General features: G+C 41.0%; 12 protein-coding genes, 5 pseudogenes and 1 other annotated feature. Of the genes and pseudogenes, 6 read left to right on the forward strand and 11 right to left on the reverse strand.

Annotated elements, in window-relative coordinates:
* Nucleotides 1–250: 250 nt before the first annotated feature.
* Nucleotides 251–1,588: an MFS transporter gene (locus NSS70_RS19130; RefSeq protein ID WP_117017421.1), complete on the reverse strand. Its 1,338-nt coding sequence runs from the start codon at nt 1,586–1,588 to the stop codon at nt 251–253.
* 452 nt (nt 1,589–2,040) lie between these two features.
* Between NSS70_RS19130 and NSS70_RS20955 the strand changes: the two are divergent.
* A pseudogene (locus NSS70_RS20955) lies at nt 2,041–2,307 on the forward strand (IS1634 family transposase); the annotation flags it as partial.
* A 313-nt stretch (nt 2,308–2,620) separates the two neighbouring features.
* On the opposite strand, the gene NSS70_RS19135 reads toward NSS70_RS20955, so the two are convergent.
* Both NSS70_RS19135 and NSS70_RS19140 read right to left on the reverse strand, forming a co-directional pair.
* On the reverse strand, nt 2,621–2,860 hold the full coding sequence (locus NSS70_RS19135) for a hypothetical protein (protein ID WP_339193526.1): 240 nt from the start codon (nt 2,858–2,860) through the stop codon (nt 2,621–2,623).
* A 432-nt stretch (nt 2,861–3,292) separates the two neighbouring features.
* Nucleotides 3,293–4,210 carry an Rpn family recombination-promoting nuclease/putative transposase gene (locus NSS70_RS19140; RefSeq protein WP_445290591.1) on the reverse strand — a complete coding sequence of 306 codons (918 nt, stop codon included), beginning with the start codon at nt 4,208–4,210 and terminating at the stop codon, nt 3,293–3,295.
* Nucleotides 4,211–4,946: 736 nt separating this feature from the next.
* Nucleotides 4,947–5,242 (forward strand) — a binding site (T-box leader).
* Between the two features lie 56 nt (nt 5,243–5,298).
* Between NSS70_RS19140 and NSS70_RS19145 the strand changes: the two genes are divergently transcribed.
* The 4 genes from NSS70_RS19145 to NSS70_RS19160 are packed head-to-tail and all read left to right on the forward strand — an operon-like array spanning nt 5,299 to nt 9,333.
* The gene (locus NSS70_RS19145; RefSeq protein ID WP_339210584.1) at nt 5,299–6,168 is read left to right on the forward strand and encodes an SAM hydrolase/SAM-dependent halogenase family protein; all 870 of its coding nucleotides are present in this window, start codon (nt 5,299–5,301) and stop codon (nt 6,166–6,168) included.
* 30 nt (nt 6,169–6,198) lie between these two features.
* Nucleotides 6,199–6,753 (forward strand): ECF-type riboflavin transporter substrate-binding protein, encoded by a 555-nt coding sequence (locus NSS70_RS19150; RefSeq protein WP_327856125.1) that lies wholly within the window; start codon nt 6,199–6,201, stop codon nt 6,751–6,753.
* 50 nt (nt 6,754–6,803) lie between these two features.
* The gene (locus tag NSS70_RS19155; protein ID WP_340882310.1) at nt 6,804–8,534 is read left to right on the forward strand and encodes an ABC transporter ATP-binding protein; all 1,731 of its coding nucleotides are present in this window, start codon (nt 6,804–6,806) and stop codon (nt 8,532–8,534) included.
* Nucleotides 8,506–9,333, forward strand: a complete 828-nt coding sequence (locus NSS70_RS19160; RefSeq protein WP_327856127.1) for an energy-coupling factor transporter transmembrane component T family protein — start codon at nt 8,506–8,508, stop codon at nt 9,331–9,333. Before NSS70_RS19155 ends, NSS70_RS19160 begins: the two co-directional genes overlap by 29 nt.
* Before the next feature lie 536 nt (nt 9,334–9,869).
* Here NSS70_RS19160 and NSS70_RS19165 read toward each other — a convergent pair.
* The 3 genes and pseudogenes from NSS70_RS19165 to NSS70_RS19175 form a co-directional block, all read right to left on the reverse strand.
* Entirely contained in the window at nt 9,870–10,415 is a 546-nt protein-coding gene (locus NSS70_RS19165; protein WP_094244295.1) for a transposase, read from the reverse strand.
* A gap of 5 nt (nt 10,416–10,420) precedes the next feature.
* Nucleotides 10,421–11,946: pseudogene (locus NSS70_RS19170) on the reverse strand (YifB family Mg chelatase-like AAA ATPase).
* Nucleotides 11,947–12,064: 118 nt separating this feature from the next.
* Nucleotides 12,065–12,858 (reverse strand): annotated as a pseudogene (locus NSS70_RS19175) (IS3 family transposase); the annotation flags it as partial.
* 209 nt (nt 12,859–13,067) lie between these two features.
* Here NSS70_RS19175 and NSS70_RS20960 point away from each other — a divergent pair.
* Nucleotides 13,068–13,332: pseudogene (locus NSS70_RS20960) on the forward strand (IS1634 family transposase); the annotation flags it as partial.
* A gap of 40 nt (nt 13,333–13,372) precedes the next feature.
* On the opposite strand, the pseudogene NSS70_RS19180 reads toward NSS70_RS20960, so the two are convergent.
* From NSS70_RS19180 to galE, 5 genes and pseudogenes are all read right to left on the reverse strand, one after another.
* Nucleotides 13,373–13,639, reverse strand: a pseudogene (locus NSS70_RS19180) (UDP-glucose 4-epimerase GalE); the annotation flags it as partial.
* A 35-nt stretch (nt 13,640–13,674) separates the two neighbouring features.
* A complete protein-coding gene (locus tag NSS70_RS19185; RefSeq protein ID WP_339197924.1) occupies nt 13,675–14,118 on the reverse strand; it encodes a DUF488 domain-containing protein in 444 nt (147 codons plus the stop codon).
* 12 nt (nt 14,119–14,130) lie between these two features.
* A complete protein-coding gene (locus NSS70_RS19190; RefSeq protein ID WP_339197927.1) occupies nt 14,131–14,559 on the reverse strand; it encodes a DUF488 family protein, N3 subclade in 429 nt (142 codons plus the stop codon).
* 60 nt (nt 14,560–14,619) lie between these two features.
* A complete protein-coding gene (locus tag NSS70_RS19195; protein ID WP_339197930.1) occupies nt 14,620–15,282 on the reverse strand; it encodes a dual OB domain-containing protein in 663 nt (220 codons plus the stop codon).
* Nucleotides 15,283–15,576: 294 nt separating this feature from the next.
* Entirely contained in the window at nt 15,577–16,569 is a 993-nt protein-coding gene (gene galE / locus NSS70_RS19200) for a UDP-glucose 4-epimerase GalE (protein ID WP_340882314.1), read from the reverse strand.
* Between the last annotated feature and the right edge of the window lies 1 nt (nt 16,570).

Raw genomic sequence — 16,570 nt, forward strand, 5'->3', positions numbered from 1 at the left:
ATTTCTATTCGGATCATTTATGCTAAATAAGCAGTATGCTCGGATATGGTTGTTCATCTACTTGACCTTAATTTTTTGTCCGGTTAAGTCAATTCATTTTAGAACCAATTTTAAAAATAAGTTCTTCATAAATTTTTAGCGATGAGGCAAACAAGCAAGACGAACAAGAGCGCCCAGATGGCGGCTGGTAAGCTATTTCTGTTTCCATGATTTCAATGACGGAATAGCTTTCGCCCCCATAAAACCTCCGTCAGCTTTTCGGCGCGGCAGGCGCCTGTGGCTTTACCTTCAGCAAAAAGAAAATGCCAAGGAGCACCATCAGCAAAAGCGATCCCATCGCCAACCGATTGGCAATGTTTCCGTATGAATGAAAAAGGAGGGTAATGCTTCCATAAATCGCTGGACCAATGATGGCTGACACTTTTCCAGAAAAAGCGAACAGTCCGAAAAATTGCCCTTGCTTATCTGGCGGGGAAAGTTCGACTATATATGTTCTCGAAGTGACCCACATCGCTCCTAAACTGACGCCGAACAAACTCCCAGCAATCCAAAAAGAAAGCTTGGAAAAAGCAAGCACCCCTATCGCCAGTGCGATGCACATCACGATGCCGACATACAAAACCGCTTTTTTGGCTCCCTTGTTTCTCGTAATATAGCCAAAAAGAAAGGAACCGATAATACTTGAAACTGTGGAGACTAAATATAAAAGGATGAACTCCCCTGCCGTAAACCCGGCAATGACTTTAGCATAAACGGACATGATGGCGATCGTCGTCGCCACCGCATCATTCAAAAAGAAATAAGCAATCATGAATGTAAAAATGTTTTGATACTTTTTCATTTCTTTCAATGTTGCATAAATATCCCGATAGCCTGCAAAAAATCCGGCCTTTCGCTTTAAGGCATCGGCTTTTTCGGCTTCTTCTTTGACAAAGAAAAACAGCGGGAAAGAAAAGAGGAGAAACAAAAGGGCGCTTGGAATAAAAGCCCGATAGTAATCCATTTCTCCAACAAACGGATACACAGCTAGCCCGACAAGCGTTCCGACATATCCGACAGCAACGCCAAAACCGGAGATAAGCGGTATTTCCTGTTTATTCCCCAAACTGGAAATCATGGAATCGTAAAAAACAAGGCTCGAATGGTAAAAAAACTTTGCTGCGACAAATAAAAGCACGATTATGACAAAAGACGCCGGCAATCCAAACATGGCATTCCCAAGATTCGAATATCCGGCAACACCCATAAGCAAAGTTGCCGTAACCGAAAGAGTCGTAAAAATCCCAAGCCATTTCTTTCTTCTCCCGGTCCGGTCAATCCATGTGCCGTATAAAGGTGAAAATATCACTAAAAAGAAAGAGGCTAACGCATTCGCATACGAAATAAATGTACTGGCGATCTGGTTCAAGCTCTCGCTTTTTCCCACCGTTTCCGAAACATAAAGCGGGAAAAAAATCGTGTTCACATTCGAGGAAAAAATCGTATTCGCAAAATCATACAACGCCCACGATAAAATCGGCAACGAAACATACAGTTTCCAGCCCGGCTGCCTCTTTGTTTCATACGCATGCGAGGCAATCTTCTCCACTGCACCCTCCCCCATTCTGTCGGTGATAAAACGGCCGCAAACCGTTTATTCCATATATAGATTACTTTTTATATTTAATGATTTTGTTTCATGAATGTAAATTTTTCGAAAGAATACCTCTTGCTTCCGAAAAAGATAGGTTTCATTTTTGTCAGAATATAATTAATATTTTAACAAATAAATGTGCATTTGTGTATGAGCATCGTTTTCCGGAGTCAGTCAAGACTTTGTTGGAGCTTTTTTGGTTCGCTGAAAACAGGTGTAAGTCATAGGTTAGCGAACCATTTTTTGAATTTCCTGCGTAAGTGCTTTTGGACTCTCATCCCTTGTCATGACAGACGGATATGTATACTTTTTTTACCATCCCTTGAGTTCAGACAGGGCATCGAGTGGTGACAGGCACCTGACCCAAGCAAAAAAATAAAAATGGTTCTGTTCGTCAATATCTACAAATATGTCGTACATTTCGTGTAGACAATAAAGTTCGGCAACAAACGCTTTGTAATCTAGGGAGGTTAGAACATTTATTAGAGAATGGCTCTGTCGATAACATAATCGAGGGATTAGCCAAATTTTCAGAGCGTTACTTTGACCGAATTCACGGGCAAGGCTCTTCCTCTTCTGTCTCCGTGCTTTGGACAAAAGAGTTTGGGCCGGTTTATCTGTTCCGAAAGATATGGGAAAAGTTAGGGCTTGGTCGGCTATTACGTAAAATCATGCCGTAAAAACAACTTATTAGACACCCCCGTGTTGTGGGTAAAGTCCAAAACACCAGTATTTTCGGGCTTTTCTTTAGTGTACTCTGTCAAACTTTTAGATATAGTAATAAAGCTTGTAGACTGTCTAAGCAGAGACTTTGTCAACAAGCGAAAGTACTAGCTGATGTTTTGTATTTTCAAGAACTGACTAAGATAATGATCCTAAATTCAAGGTCTTCCTCCTGTAATCCATTCAATTAAATATCCTATAAACATTAAAATACAAAATATTATAAACATGATAAGTTTATAAATCATTTAATTCCCCACTCTATTATTTTTTACAAGGTGCTATACTAAAATAAGCTGCTACTGCTAAGGCAGCTCTTTTTTCGTCAGATTTCATAAATAGAAGAGCGGCAGTTATCCCAGCTACTAAAGCTTTATCACAGCCACAATCGAAATATCCTTTTACTTTATAACAAAGATCATGTGTCATACATAAAGAATCTAATTTATTTTTTGGTACACCGCCACCATGTCCAGGTCCGTACCATTTTCCCCAAACTGGCATACTTCTTAATATTTGAGATACAGATTGTGACTCTTTTTTATTTTCAATATGATTAATTAAATATATACGTTTTACCTACGGCCGAGTAGAAACAAAATCCATTCCCGAGGGAATTCGGCGATTTGCCCAATCGCTAGAGTCCATGATACCAACATGCTGAATGACCAGCATGGTTTCTATTGAATAATACCCGTAGCTCAAAAATTAGGGGATATAAAATAGCTCTTGCATGGAAATGTCCTTTAAAAGGAAAGTGCGATCTTCAGTTTCATGCAAGAGCACTTTCATTTTTTTCGCCTACCGAGTGCTACATTTATTTTTCGATGGCGCAGCAAAGCCTTATTAGGCGGCAGGTTTTCTAACGTTTCCACTACTTCTTCGGATGAATAAGCCTAAACCACTGTCAAACGGCTTCGACAAATGACAGGCAATCTATTTCAACCACTTTCGCACTTCCTCTTCCGCAAGTCCAGTGAGATCGGCAATATCTTTCGCTGCCATTCCTTTCGCCGACATATGTCGGATCATGTTCTTCCGTTCTTCCTCCCGACCTTGCTTTAGCCCTTGTTTCAACCCTTCCTCCATCCCCGCACGCCGCTCGCCAAGAAGATTGGACAATTGATCCCGCAGCCATTTCAGCCGCATTTCATACGCGTAGCGATTTTCGGAACTGACGCTTAGCTTCTCCCACTCTTCCAATGCTTCGCGAATTTCTTGCTCGTTCATCGCCAACACCTCCAGTTCCTTGAGAATCGTCTCATCAATCTCTTGTTTCCGGGCATCCACCGCTGACAGCATCATCAACCAGGGCCACTCCGAAGATCGCTTCACATCACGTCTATATTTCTTCCATTTTACCATAAATTGTGATAAATCAATGGCGTGAAATTCAAGATGCGCGCTCCAAAGAAATTGTTCTTTATCTTCGCGGATATGAAAGATGGTGTGAAACCGATCGGTTTCATGCGGAAAGAGCGGGTAGTTGAGAATTGCAATCATAATGGTGGGAGGAAGTTCGCTGTACCCTTGGCCTTTGAAGAGCGACTGGGAAAAGAGCCTCGCCCAGTAATACAAAATCCGCTCCGGCATATCGTGCTGGTCAATGATTTGAATTTCCACGTTAATCCGCTCGCCTCGGTCGGTCCACACGAGCACGTCAAGCCGATTCATTTTCCCTTCTTCGAACTCTTTTGCCAGCTCTGTGTTATCAAACTGCACATCAATGATACGATCATGGCCTGTCCGATGCAAAACCGCATTCAAAAAAGCGATTGTAAGCTGCTTTCGGCTCGGATGGCCGAACAATTGTTTAAACATAAAATCCAATTTTAAATCGAGGTATTCCTTCATAATGGGAATCATCCTTTCGAGGAGAATTTTTGGGGAGAGTAGAGGTTTATCTAAAGAAAAGCAGAAGTTATTTACAGATTTTTCAGATAAAGGAAAGTACATCACCTTCCAAAACGCACTTCTTGACAAATCTCAACCAGCAGACGTTTTAATGAAAACTTTGCCACCATATACATTCAGAACGTATGTTCTGATAATGTTATTGTAATACACTTTATCTTATCTTTCAATCATCAATGATTCGACAAATTTTGCACAGAGCCAAAAACTATACCAAAAGGTAAGCCCTTTTACACAGCAAGTTCCTCCTTCCTTAGAAATAGATCCTAGTTGTCTTCCAAAAAACAAGAACATGAGTAATCCTTCCTCATTTTTCTTAGGTTACCATTTTAATTAGCAAAGTGACGGTGTGTTTAATCCTGCCGTGGTGACCGTCGGGAAAGGAGATAACCGTCAGTATACCGAAGCATATCTGCGTTTTCAAGCCCACTACGGGTGAAGTACAGCCGTGCAAAAGGTTGTTCACTATCCGAACCAAGTTTGTTCCACATACGCACAAACATATTTCATTCGACCTAAATCTTTTCCACATCAGACCTAAAAAAGTTCCACATCAAGCCTAATATCCAGCACTCCGCACCAAATCCCCGCCACATTCCATACTTTTCGTATTCCAACGCTTGACATGTTCGCGGCGGTGATTATAATTAATTAAAAAATTGTTAATAATTTTCTTACAATAACTATGAAGAGGAAAAGTAAGGTTCAGTTATTTTTCACAGAGAGCTTCGGTAGCTGAGAAGAAGCAAAAATACGAACCCGAACAATGGCCTCTGAGTTGCGTGCTGAAAGTATTATTTTCGTGTTTTATCCCAATAAAGTATGAAGGTACAAGTAGGTTCCGCCGAGTTTGGTACTCGTTACAAATACCACAGTATGAAGGGATTAAGCCCGTAGTACTGGCAGAGGCTGTTTTGTGCGAGCAAACAGTGAAGTAAGGTGGTACCACGTGAGCAAAACCACGTCCTTATCTATATAGATAAAGACGTGGTTTTTTTTATAAAACAACAATGTATGGGGGAAAATTTATGAATCGTTTTTTAGTTATTCAAACTGATTTTGGATTAAGCGATGGAGCTGTCAGTGCAATGTATGGAGTCGCTTTGAATGTTAATCCCAGCCTGAGGATTTTTGATTTGACCCACGATATTCCCCAATATAATATTTGGGAAGCGTCTTATAGGCTGTACCAAACGATATCGTATTGGCCAAAGGAGACGGTATTTATTTCTGTTGTTGATCCGGGTGTCGGTTCAGAACGGAGAAGCATTGTTGTGAAGACAAAATCAAACCAATATATTGTGACACCCGACAATGGAACGATCACACACATAAAGAAGTATATTGGGATCGAAGAAGCAAGGCTGATCGATGAAAAGGTAAACCGGCTGCCAAATTCCGGCCATTCTTATACCTTCCATGGACGTGATGTTTACGCTTATACTGGCGCACGGCTTGCATCCGAAGTGATTACGTTTGAACAGGTGGGGCCGGAAATTCCAATCGATTCGCTAATTGAACTGCCAGTTTTAGAAGCCTATATTCAAAATGGTGCGATTAAAGGGAATATTGATATACTTGATGTCCGCTTTGGAAACTTATGGACCAATATTGATCGCAGCTTGTTTCAGAAGTTAGACGTAGATTACGGAGATTCTTTTGAAGTAACGATTGAAAATGAAACAAGACAAGTATATAAAAATATTATGACGTTTGGCAGATCATTTGCGGATAGTCATTTGGGCGAGCCTTTGCTTTACGTCAATTCGCTCGACAAAATCGGTGTGGCAATCAATCAAGGATCATTTGCGAAGGCCTACCATATTGAAGCAGGTGCCAAATGGAAAATCACTATCTGCAAAGTACCGAATTTCGTATATAATGGAAATTCAATATAATCATAAAAATGAAAAAAGGAGAGGAAGTTCATGAAAGAAAACAATTTATCGATCAAAACAATCGTAGCAATCGGAATTGGAGCAGCTGTCTTTGTTATTCTGGGAAGATTTGCGTCCATTCCAACAGGGATACCAAATTCCAATATTGAAACAACTTATGCATTTTTAGCACTTATGTCAATTATTTTTGGGCCTGTCGCAGGCGGTTTAATCGGACTTATCGGTCATGCGTTAAAAGACTTAATATTTTATGGATCTATTTGGTGGAGTTGGGTTGTTGTCAGCTTGCTTGTCGGATTTTTAATTGGTCTGGCTTCCAAAAGCATCGATATCGAATCTGGTGAATTCGGCACTAAAAAAATTATTACATTTAATATTGTTCAGGTGATTGTTCAAGCAATCGGCTGGTTCCTTGTCGCACCTTCTCTTGATATACTGGTTTATGCTGAGCCAGCAAATAAAGTCTTCCTGCAAGGATTAGTTGTTGGAATTTCCAATATGGTAACAGTTGCCGTCATTGGAACACTTCTTCTTTTACTCTATGCAAAAACACGCAGTCAAAAAGGAAGTCTTGATAAAGAATAAAAGCACATTGTGAGTTTTGACAACATATTTACTTACAGGAGCTTTTACGAATGAGAAAACGAGTGATTGAATTTCATAATTTTAGCTTTAAGTATCATAGCCAAAAAAATCCAACATTAAAAAATATTCATTTCAACATTTACGAAGGGGAAAAAGTTTTAATCGTTGGTCCTTCAGGATCTGGGAAGAGCACCATTGGCCACTGCATCAATGGTCTAATCCCCTTCTCTTATAAAGGAGAAATGACCGGAAGTTTAAAAGTAATGGGTCAGGAAACAAAGGAGTTAAATATTTTTGCTTTATCAAAAATGGTTGGTACTGTTTTACAAGATCCTGATGGCCAGTTTATAGGATTAACTGTTGGTGAAGACATAGCTTTTGCACTGGAGAATGATTGCACTCCGCAAAAGGAAATGTTCGAGATCGTAAAAGATGCTTCCCAAATGGTCGAAATGGATGATTATTTGCCTGCCTCTGTCCATCATTTGTCAGGCGGGCAAAAGCAGAGGGTTTCCCTCGCTGGTGTAATGGTTGACAAAGTGGATATCCTGTTGTTTGATGAACCGCTCGCAAACCTTGACCCCGCTACTGGAAAGTATGCAATGGCTTTAATCGACAAAATCCAAAAAGAAACGAATACAACCGTTGTCATTATTGAACACCGTTTAGAAGATGTTTTATATCGCCATGTCGATCGCATTATTGTGGTCAATGACGGCTCAATAGTAGCTGATATGAGCCCTGACCAGCTTTTAACAACTAACATTTTAGAAGAGACGAATATACGGGAGCCGTTATATATTAAAGCGGTCAAATATGCCGGTTGCGAACTAACTGAAGATATGCATCCTGCTGATTTCAATCAGTTTAAAGCGGATTTATGCCGAAAAAACTTGTTGGAATGGTTTGAAGATTCAAATCCAAAAACGCCAAGTAAAGAAGGAAAAACAATTTTAGAGCTGAAAAATATTTCGTTTAGCTATTCACCAGGTCACGAAACGATAAAGGATGTTTCTTTTTCAATTAACAAAGGGGAAATGGTGAGCATTGTTGGAAAAAATGGAGCAGGGAAATCTACAATTACAAAATTAATTTGTGGATTTGAAAAGCCTTCCTCAGGGAGCATATTGTTTAACGGCAAGGATATAACAAACGAAACGATTAAAGAACGCTCGTTAAAAATCGGCATGGTCATGCAAAATCCAAATCATATGATTTCAAAGCATATGATTTTTGACGAAGTAGCCTTAGGCTTAAAGGTTCGCGGCGTAGCGGAAGCTGAAATAAAAGAACGCGTCGACAATACATTAAAAATTTGCGGGCTGTACCCATTTCGGAATTGGCCGATTTCAGCATTAAGCTTCGGTCAAAAAAAGCGGGTTACGATTGCTTCCATTTTAGTGTTAGAACCAGAAATCATTATTTTGGACGAGCCAACTGCCGGACAAGATTTTCGCCATTATACAGATATTATGGAGTTTCTTGTTCAATTAAATCAGCAAGGCGTCACAATTATGATGATTACTCACGATATGCATTTAATGCTGGAGTATACAGAAAGAGCGATAGTATTTGCAGAAGGCAGGAAAATTGCCGATGATTCTGCTGTCAATGTCCTTTCTGATATTGACATCATCAAACAGGCAAATTTAAAGGAAACGTCTCTTTATAACCTGGCATTAAAAACAGGAATACCAGAACCGAGGAAGTTTGTGGAACGTTTCATAGAATATGATCGGGAGGTAAGGCAGGTTGGCAGCCGAAATGCTATCTTATATTGACCGAAAATCTCCTGTTCATCAGTTGACAGGTGTAACAAAGCTAATATGCTTTATCTTATGGTCGACAGCAGCTATGCTGACATACGACACTCGTATTCTACTATTTTTATTTTTAATTAGTATTCTCATTTTTATTATTTCAAAAATTAAACTTGAAGAGATATTGTTTGTTCTTGTATTTATTTTAGTATTTCTTTTCATAAACAATGTTGCCATTTATGTCTTTTCACCGCAAGAAGGAGTAAAAATTTACGGCTCCAGCCATGTGTTATTTGAAATATCAGGAAGGTATAACGTCACATTGGAACAACTTTTTTACCAATTGAATATTACGTTAAAATATTTCACAGTGATCCCAGCGGCTTTGCTTTTTATTGTGACGACTCATCCGAGCGAATTCGCCGCTTCCCTCAATCGCATCGGTGTGAGTTATCGAATTTCGTATGCTGTTTCTTTGGCATTAAGATATATACCGGACGTACAGCGGGATTTTCGGAATATAGCACGCGCCCAACAAGCCAGAGGCCTTGACATGTCCCGCAAAGAAAAACTTCCTAAACGGATCAAAAATGCCGCCTCCATCCTTGCACCGCTTATCTTATCAAGCCTAAACAAAATTGACACCATCAGCAACGCAATGGAACTGCGCGGCTTTGGCAAAAACAAAAAACGCACATGGTATAGTGCAAGACCTTTTCAAAAAAGTGACTACTTTGCAATCGCTCTATTTACTATTCTGTTCATTGTCACCTTAATCATCACATTCCATGATGGAAGCCGGTTTTATAATCCGTTTTAAAAATACTCCTACTGATCGCATCCAGTAACGCTGTTTGTTGCTGGATGCGTTTTTTTGTGAAAACATTTAAATTAGCCCAATTTTAGGGGTGGGCAGGTTGCTTCCTTGGGCCACTAAGCTGGCAAGCCTTTTTTTATGCAATCAAGTTCTGCATTTTTTTGTTGCAGAACTCTGTATTTTTATTTAGCAATAAACACTCATGCGTATCACCTAAACAGAACTGCCCACATTTGTTACGCCAATCACTCTTAGTTCATCTTCCCATATTCGTGATATGGACATCAATCCCTTTATTCCTACACGTTTCTTCTTAATCCTTTTTCCTCCATAAACTTTTTACGAAAATATACCTGTGACGTATGGACTGCTCCATAACCGACCGCCAGCACGCCCTATTAACCAATTAATAGACCGAATATTCAGTTAACAGCGCCCATAAAAACAAACCGCCCCATCAAGGGCGTCTCGACCATTTGGACCCTTTCCACTGATGCCATTTCCACGCGCTTTCGATGGCTGACAAGTGACAGGCAGCCTCACCCCCTCACAAATTCAGCATATTTTTTCTTCCGCTCTGTTTTTGTGCCTGAAAGGTAATCTAATAATGCATCCATATTCATAAATTTCGGAGGCAGCGATTTTGGATGCATATACAAATAAAAACTACTCCATCGGTAAAGTTCCGGCGCATGTACCATATGAGCTTCTACCGGGTTGAGATGAATATATCGACTCACTTCCAACATTCCGCTATCATTGTCAATCAATTTACCATAATAACGCTTTTCAAATACATGTCCCGTCAAACGATAGCGAGTATTATAATAATTTGCATACCGTTTGTTCATGAGCGCCATGACTTTCGAAATCGGCTCCTGTTTTGAGCGCAGCTGCAGGTGAAAGTGATTCGTCATAAGGCAATATGCGGCTATTTCAAACGGGATTTTTTCATGTAGCTGGTGGAGGATATGAAGAAAAGCGAGAAAATCATTTGTTTCCTTGAATAGGGGATCACGCCGATTGCCGCGGCAAACGATATGATAAAACCGATGGGGCACCCAGATCCGCTTTTGCCGTCCCATTCTTTTTACCTCGCTGTTGCCTGTTGCTTCGTATATGTTTTCAGCCATCTTAGCGTCATCGCTTCCCAAAGCGATTCATCTGCTATCTCTTCGGTTCCCTTTAAATCGGAAATAGTCCTTGCCAGCCGAATGATTTTCGTTTGCACACGATTGCTCCATTGATGCTGGGATGCCCATTGTGCAACAGGTGTTGCTGCCTTTTAGCAAGCGGGCTTTTTTCCATTAATAACTCAAAAGGAACACGCCCATTCGTTATTTCTTTTCCGTAACGTTCATATTGCTTTCTTCTTGCTTCTTCTACTCTTTTCCTTATGGTTTCCGAAGATTCCGAAACCCTCGTTTCTTTGGTGAAATCAATGACTTCCAATGGTAATAAAACATCCATCCGGTCATAAATCGGCCCGGAAACACGATTTCGATACGCTTGAATTTGTTTCGGACTACATGTGCAATAGCGCGTTCTTGAGCCTAAATATCCGCACGGACACGGATTCATCGCCCCAAGCAAAATAAAGTCCGCAGGATATGTCACCGTCGACGAAATACGGCTAATCGTCACTTTCCCCGTCTCTAACGGCTGGCGAAGCATATCCAGCGTCTTTTTTGCAAATTCCGCCATTTCATCGAGAAATAAAACACCGCGATGTGCCAGCGACACTTCGCCAGGCTTTGGGTGCGTTCCCCCGCCAATTAAAGAAACCGATGAAGCGGAATGATGCGGATGACGAAAAGGTGGATAGCCACTCTCGATTTTTTCTCCTGCCAGCTGGTACAAACTGATCACCTCTAACTGCGCATCATGAGAAAGACCCGGCAAAATCGACGGAAACGTTTCCGCTAACAAACTTTTCCCGCACCCAGGCGGTCCAACCATTAACACGTTATGTCCGCCTGCCGCTGCGATCTCCAATGCACGCTTTGCTTGATGATGGCCAATAATCGATTGAAAATCTCGATGATGCTTTCGAGGGGAGTCCATAATTTCAGGAGAGCGAAAAACTGGGGGTAACGAAAGAACACGTTGTCCATGCAGATATTGCACCGTTTCTTCCAACGTCTGAACAAAGATACAATCGAGATCTTTCAAATGATGAAGCGGAAGTGTGGGATCATACGGAAGGTATATTTTTTGAAAACCGAGCTTCTTTGCTGCCAATATCGCTGGAAGCATGCCATCCACCGGCTGAATCGTTCCATCCAACGATAACGAACCTAAAAACGCTGCATCGGAGGAAGCCGGCGCTGTCAGCTTGCCCATTGCCTTCAAAATCCCAATCGCCATCGCCAAATCAAACATCGGGCTATGCTTTTTCCGCTCCGGCGGAGACAAATGAACAACAAGCCTTTTATCAAAAAAGTCGCATCCGAAAGCATAAAGCGAAGCAAGAACACGTTCCTTTGCCTCTTTCACCGATGCATCCGGCAACCCAACAATCACCATCGCCGCAATCCCCGGCACTTCCTGCACCTCCACCTGCACTCGATACCCTTCTAACCCCCTTAACCCAATGCTTAAAATCTTCACCGTCACTCATCCATCCCTCCCAATCACAGAACATTAGTTCTTACCCATTATTGTAATACCCTCCCTTTTATCTTTCAATTACCAATATTTCGACAAATTTCGGGCGGTGACAGGCACCGAACCCAATGTGGCGGTCAAAAGCGTAACCGACAATCTTTCTGGAATGTAAATCCATTACGGAAGCCAGGTAGCACCAACCGTCTCTCAAAGTATGAATGTACGTAATATCCGTAACCCATTTCTCGTTGATGGTTGTCGTTGAGAAGTCCTGGTTCAGCAGGTTATCGTGTTCTTCCATCTTGCCCTTATTGGAATGGGGGCGGTACTTTTTTCTGATAATGGAATAAATGCCTGCAGCCTTCATCAAACGCTGAACCCGTTTCAGGCTGACTTTGAGCCCTTCTTTTTCAAGCATATGGTGGATCTTCGGTGCTCCGTATCTCTGCTTGCTTTCCGTATGGATTTTTCGTATTCTGTCTGTCAGCTCCCGGTTTTCCCGCTTTGTTTTTGACTCTGTTTTTTGTTTGGATTGATAGTAGGTACTTCTCGGCACGCCAAGGACCGTACACATGGTTTTAAGGTCATAATGGTGTTTGGCTCTTATCTCGTCAATCATGGATATAACAGTGGTTTGATCTACTTCTTTGCGAATATGGCCATAGCTTTTTTTAAGATTTCGTTTTCCTCTTTCAGCCGGTGCAATTCTTTTTGCAGGTTCAGAAATTCTTCCGGGGTAAAAGAGCCCCCGTCATCCAGCTTAACCGGTTTTTGTTTTCTGATCCATTTGTAGATTGTCGTTTCAGACAGGCCATATTCGCTGCAGATCTGTTTTACTGGTGTTCCAGTTTGATAAAGCTCAACCACCATTTCCTTAAATTCAGCATGATAACTTTTACGTTTTTCGCTTGTGTTACCCATATCAGGACACATCCCTTCGTTAATATTATATTTCACTAAAGGGTGTCCATGAAACTATACTAGCATCACATATGTTTTCGTTCGTCGTAACACAATCGCTCCCTAGATCAATTCATCTGTGATCTCTTTATATTGGATTCTGATAACAAAGTAAATTGAAAAGCGATTTATGAGTGGAATTTGTAGTCAGCAAAACTTAAAATCTGGACGGGCATTATATCGTGTGTGGAAAAATGCGGTCCGGGAAGGACATCACGGAAGAAGCGATGAGCTGTCGTAGCCAGTACCACCAAGTTTGGGAAAATTTATATGTCAAAGAGATCACCACTGGAGATAGCAAGACGTGTCAGCGCTATGTATTGTGTACAGTCCAAAAGAAGCGGAACGTCAAGACAAGAGCGAAAAAAACTGTTGGAGACACTGAAAGCGGAATTGGGAGGGCTTCGGCAGCTGCCGAATAAGGCCAACATAAAGCGACATGCGGTGTCAGAAAAATGTCTCCTGCCGAAACTTATTAGGCTCTGTATTTATGCCATTCCCACGCGCTTCCGCTGATTGGTTCCAACAAATATTCCAAATATTCCGCTTTCCAGCCAAGTTCTTCATAAATTTTTTGCGATGATGCGACAAGGCGCGCCGGGGCGCCCGGGCGGCGGGCGATGGATTCAATGACAGCACGGTGGCCAGTGACTTTTTCGCATGTTTCAATCACTTCTTTAACCGAATAGCCTCGGCCATTGCCAAGGTTATAAATGGCGGTTGTCTTTTTCCCCGCCAGCAACACTATGAAAGGATTTCAAATGAACGATTCGTTCTCTACATTAAATGTACAATCTCTACATCCGAATGAAATTTTTGTAAATACTCTGCCAATAAACGGCGATGGCAATGATGCGGAGTATGTTCACTACATAACAGACAAACCGTTTTCTTTCCTATCAGGTCCTTGTGATACTGTTCTACCTTTCTCCTCTTTAACAAATCCATATACTTTTTCTCATAATCTTCCCAAGTGATTTCCTTATTTTTATAAGCTTTAAGAATCTCCTCGGTTGGGGCAAGAAGCGAATCGTGAACGTAGTCAATGCCCAAAATTTCCAATATGAATGATAAATCATCTTTTTTCGCATATCCTGAAAGTTGAGACGTGTTATGCAGCCGTGTATCAATAACCGTATGAACATTCTCTTGTTTTAATAGCTCCACAAACTTTCTCAACGATTTCTTCGAAAAACCGATCGTACATATTTTTGCTTTCATTCTTCCGCTCTCCTAAAACAAGCTTAGCTGTTCTGTCTTAATAGGGTTTAATTCCACAGCTACAACTCCATACGGCTCGAAAAACTCCCCCACTAAACGACGATGGCAATAACGATGATCCTCACAGAAACAAAGCAATACAATATCCTTTCCTAGAAGCAATTTCTTATAAATATCTCGAAGTGACCTTAACTTTTCCTCTTTCCTTAGTTCAGAAAGAAAAGCATTTTCATACAAAGGCCACCATTCGTTTGGGTTCGTTCCTTTCCATTCCCTTAGATAATGCTGAAACAGTTGAGGAGAAGGTGATAAGCTACGAACAACAATAGCGCCCGGTATATCATGACCGGCTCGCGTGATTTGCCATATTTCCGCATGAGGCGGCGCAAATTTTAGCCCCCTTACATTCGAGGTATATAACTTTCCCCTCGGTTTTTTCATTCACCTTCCCTCCTTCCCTTTTTATTAAGTATACCATTAGATAAATGCAAATATCCATTTTCAATCTGGATATTGTTGTGGATAAGGAACAAATGGATTCGTGATAATACTAATAACCATTGGATATTCACGGTAAATGTCCTTATTAGGTTCTTTCCTTGCGAGCCCAACACAGAGATATAATTGATTAAATTCATCAAAACGAACAGAACGATGTTGGAAAACTGAACGCCATTTTAAATCAGTCACGGGATAGCCTTCCTTAAAGGTATTATTACGATATTCATTTCCATTAATTGTGAAACAAACTCGATTCTCTCCAACCACCTTTCGTATTTTATCTGCATTAATCAAACATAGAGAACGTCCGTTAGCATCTAACGTATCACATAGCGATTGCTCATCATCGAGATGTCGCTCAACAAACGTACATAATTGCTCATTACTTAGTTCATTACATTTATTTACAGAATTGTAATCTAATATTTTGATATCTTCCGTGTGTCCCGGCGATTGAGGATCGTTATATTTGACATAATCAGTAATTTCCCATACGTCTCCCGGCTTAATGAATGCACTATCACAATATCTATAGGTTGGCCAAAAGCGGTGATCAGGTGGTAGAGGTCTTACCCATTCCCCGTATTCAGTCATACCTGCAATGCAATAACGATCATACGTTTTTGTAACGGCAAGAATCACAATTTTCAATGTTTTATCCAAATTCACCATCCCCTATTTTTAGATGAATTTGTTATTACTGCAGATGGACAATTTCGGGTAATAAAGAGCCTGTCCCAACATCAATAAAAGCTATCGGTGTATTTGCTCATCTACAGTAATAATACTTTTATTTCGATATTGATCCCCTTAATCCTTTTTCTTCCACAAAAATTTTATGAAAATATACCTGCGACATATGGTCTACTTCATAGTTTCTCAGCACCGTGCATCACCTGGCTAATCGATTTTATACAGAATATTCCGTTAATTATATCCACAAATAAATAAACCGCCCTACCAAGAGCGGCTCGACCATTTGGACCCTTTCCACTGATGCCATTTCCACGCGCTTTCGATGATTTTTTCCAACGAATATTCCGCTTTCCATCCCAACTCTTCATAAATTTTTTGCGAGGATGCGACAAGACGCGCCGGGTCGCCCGGACGGCGGTCAGTGTATTCAATGACTGCTTTACGTCCCGTGACTTTTTCACATGTTTCTATCACTTTTTTAACGGAATAACCTAAGCCGTTGCCGAGATTGTAAATAGCAGTTTTCTTTTTACCCGTCAACAACGCTGCAAGCGCTAAAATATGTGCCTTCGCTAAATCGGTAACATGGATATAGTCACGAATGCATGTCCCGTCTGGTGTATCATAGTCCGTACCAAAGACAAAAATTTTGTCGCGCTGGCCTAACAAATGCTGCAAGACAATCGGAATTAAATGCGTTTCTGGGTTATGGTCCTCACCAATTTCTCCCGACTCATGCGCCCCAGCCGCATTGAAATATCGAAGGACGACATAGTTGAGCCCATACGCAGAAGCAAAATCCGCTAAAATTTGTTCGATCATCAACTTTGAACGGCCGTATGGGTTAATTGGATTTGTTGGGCAATCTTCCGTAATTAATTCGACATTCGGAATCCCATACGTTGCCGCAGTAGACGAAAAAATAAAGTTTTTCACATTATATTTCAACATTGTTTCTAGCAACGTTAATGTAGCAGCAACGTTGTTTTGATAATATTTCAGCGGATTCACCACTGATTCGCCGACTAAGCTGTTCGCCGCAAAATGCATGACAGCTTGAATCGGGTATTTTTCAAAAATCGGTTCAAGATCCGCTTTGTTTCCTAAATCCCCTTGCACAAACACCGTGCGATCATCCACTAAATACCGATGACCGGTCGATAAGTTATCAAGCACAATTACTTGCTCTTTTTCCACTAACTCTTTCACCAAATGACTGCCGATATAACCGGCGCAGTCGACAACTAGAATCACG

Origin of the sequence: Aeribacillus sp. FSL K6-2848 (assembly GCF_038004325.1) — a bacterium.
GTDB lineage: Bacteria > Bacillota > Bacilli > Bacillales > Aeribacillaceae > Aeribacillus > Aeribacillus composti.

Bases quoted from the DNA above. Each gene is read 5' to 3' on its own strand.
- NSS70_RS19135 (WP_339193526.1), bottom strand. From the start codon at position 2,860: ATGCCAGTTTGGGGAAAATGGTACGGACCTGGACATGGTGGCGGTGTA.
- NSS70_RS19165 (WP_094244295.1), bottom strand. From the start codon at position 10,415: ATGGGACGGCAAAAGCGGATCTGGGTGCCCCATCGGTTTTATCATATC.
- NSS70_RS19155 (WP_340882310.1), top strand. From the start codon at position 6,804: ATGAGAAAACGAGTGATTGAATTTCATAATTTTAGCTTTAAGTATCAT.
- NSS70_RS19190 (WP_339197927.1), bottom strand. From the start codon at position 14,559: ATGAAAAAACCGAGGGGAAAGTTATATACCTCGAATGTAAGGGGGCTA.
- NSS70_RS19140 (WP_445290591.1), bottom strand. From the start codon at position 4,210: ATGAAGGAATACCTCGATTTAAAATTGGATTTTATGTTTAAACAATTG.
- NSS70_RS19145 (WP_339210584.1), top strand. From the start codon at position 5,299: ATGAATCGTTTTTTAGTTATTCAAACTGATTTTGGATTAAGCGATGGA.
- NSS70_RS19185 (WP_339197924.1), bottom strand. From the start codon at position 14,118: ATGAAAGCAAAAATATGTACGATCGGTTTTTCGAAGAAATCGTTGAGA.
- NSS70_RS19150 (WP_327856125.1), top strand. From the start codon at position 6,199: ATGAAAGAAAACAATTTATCGATCAAAACAATCGTAGCAATCGGAATT.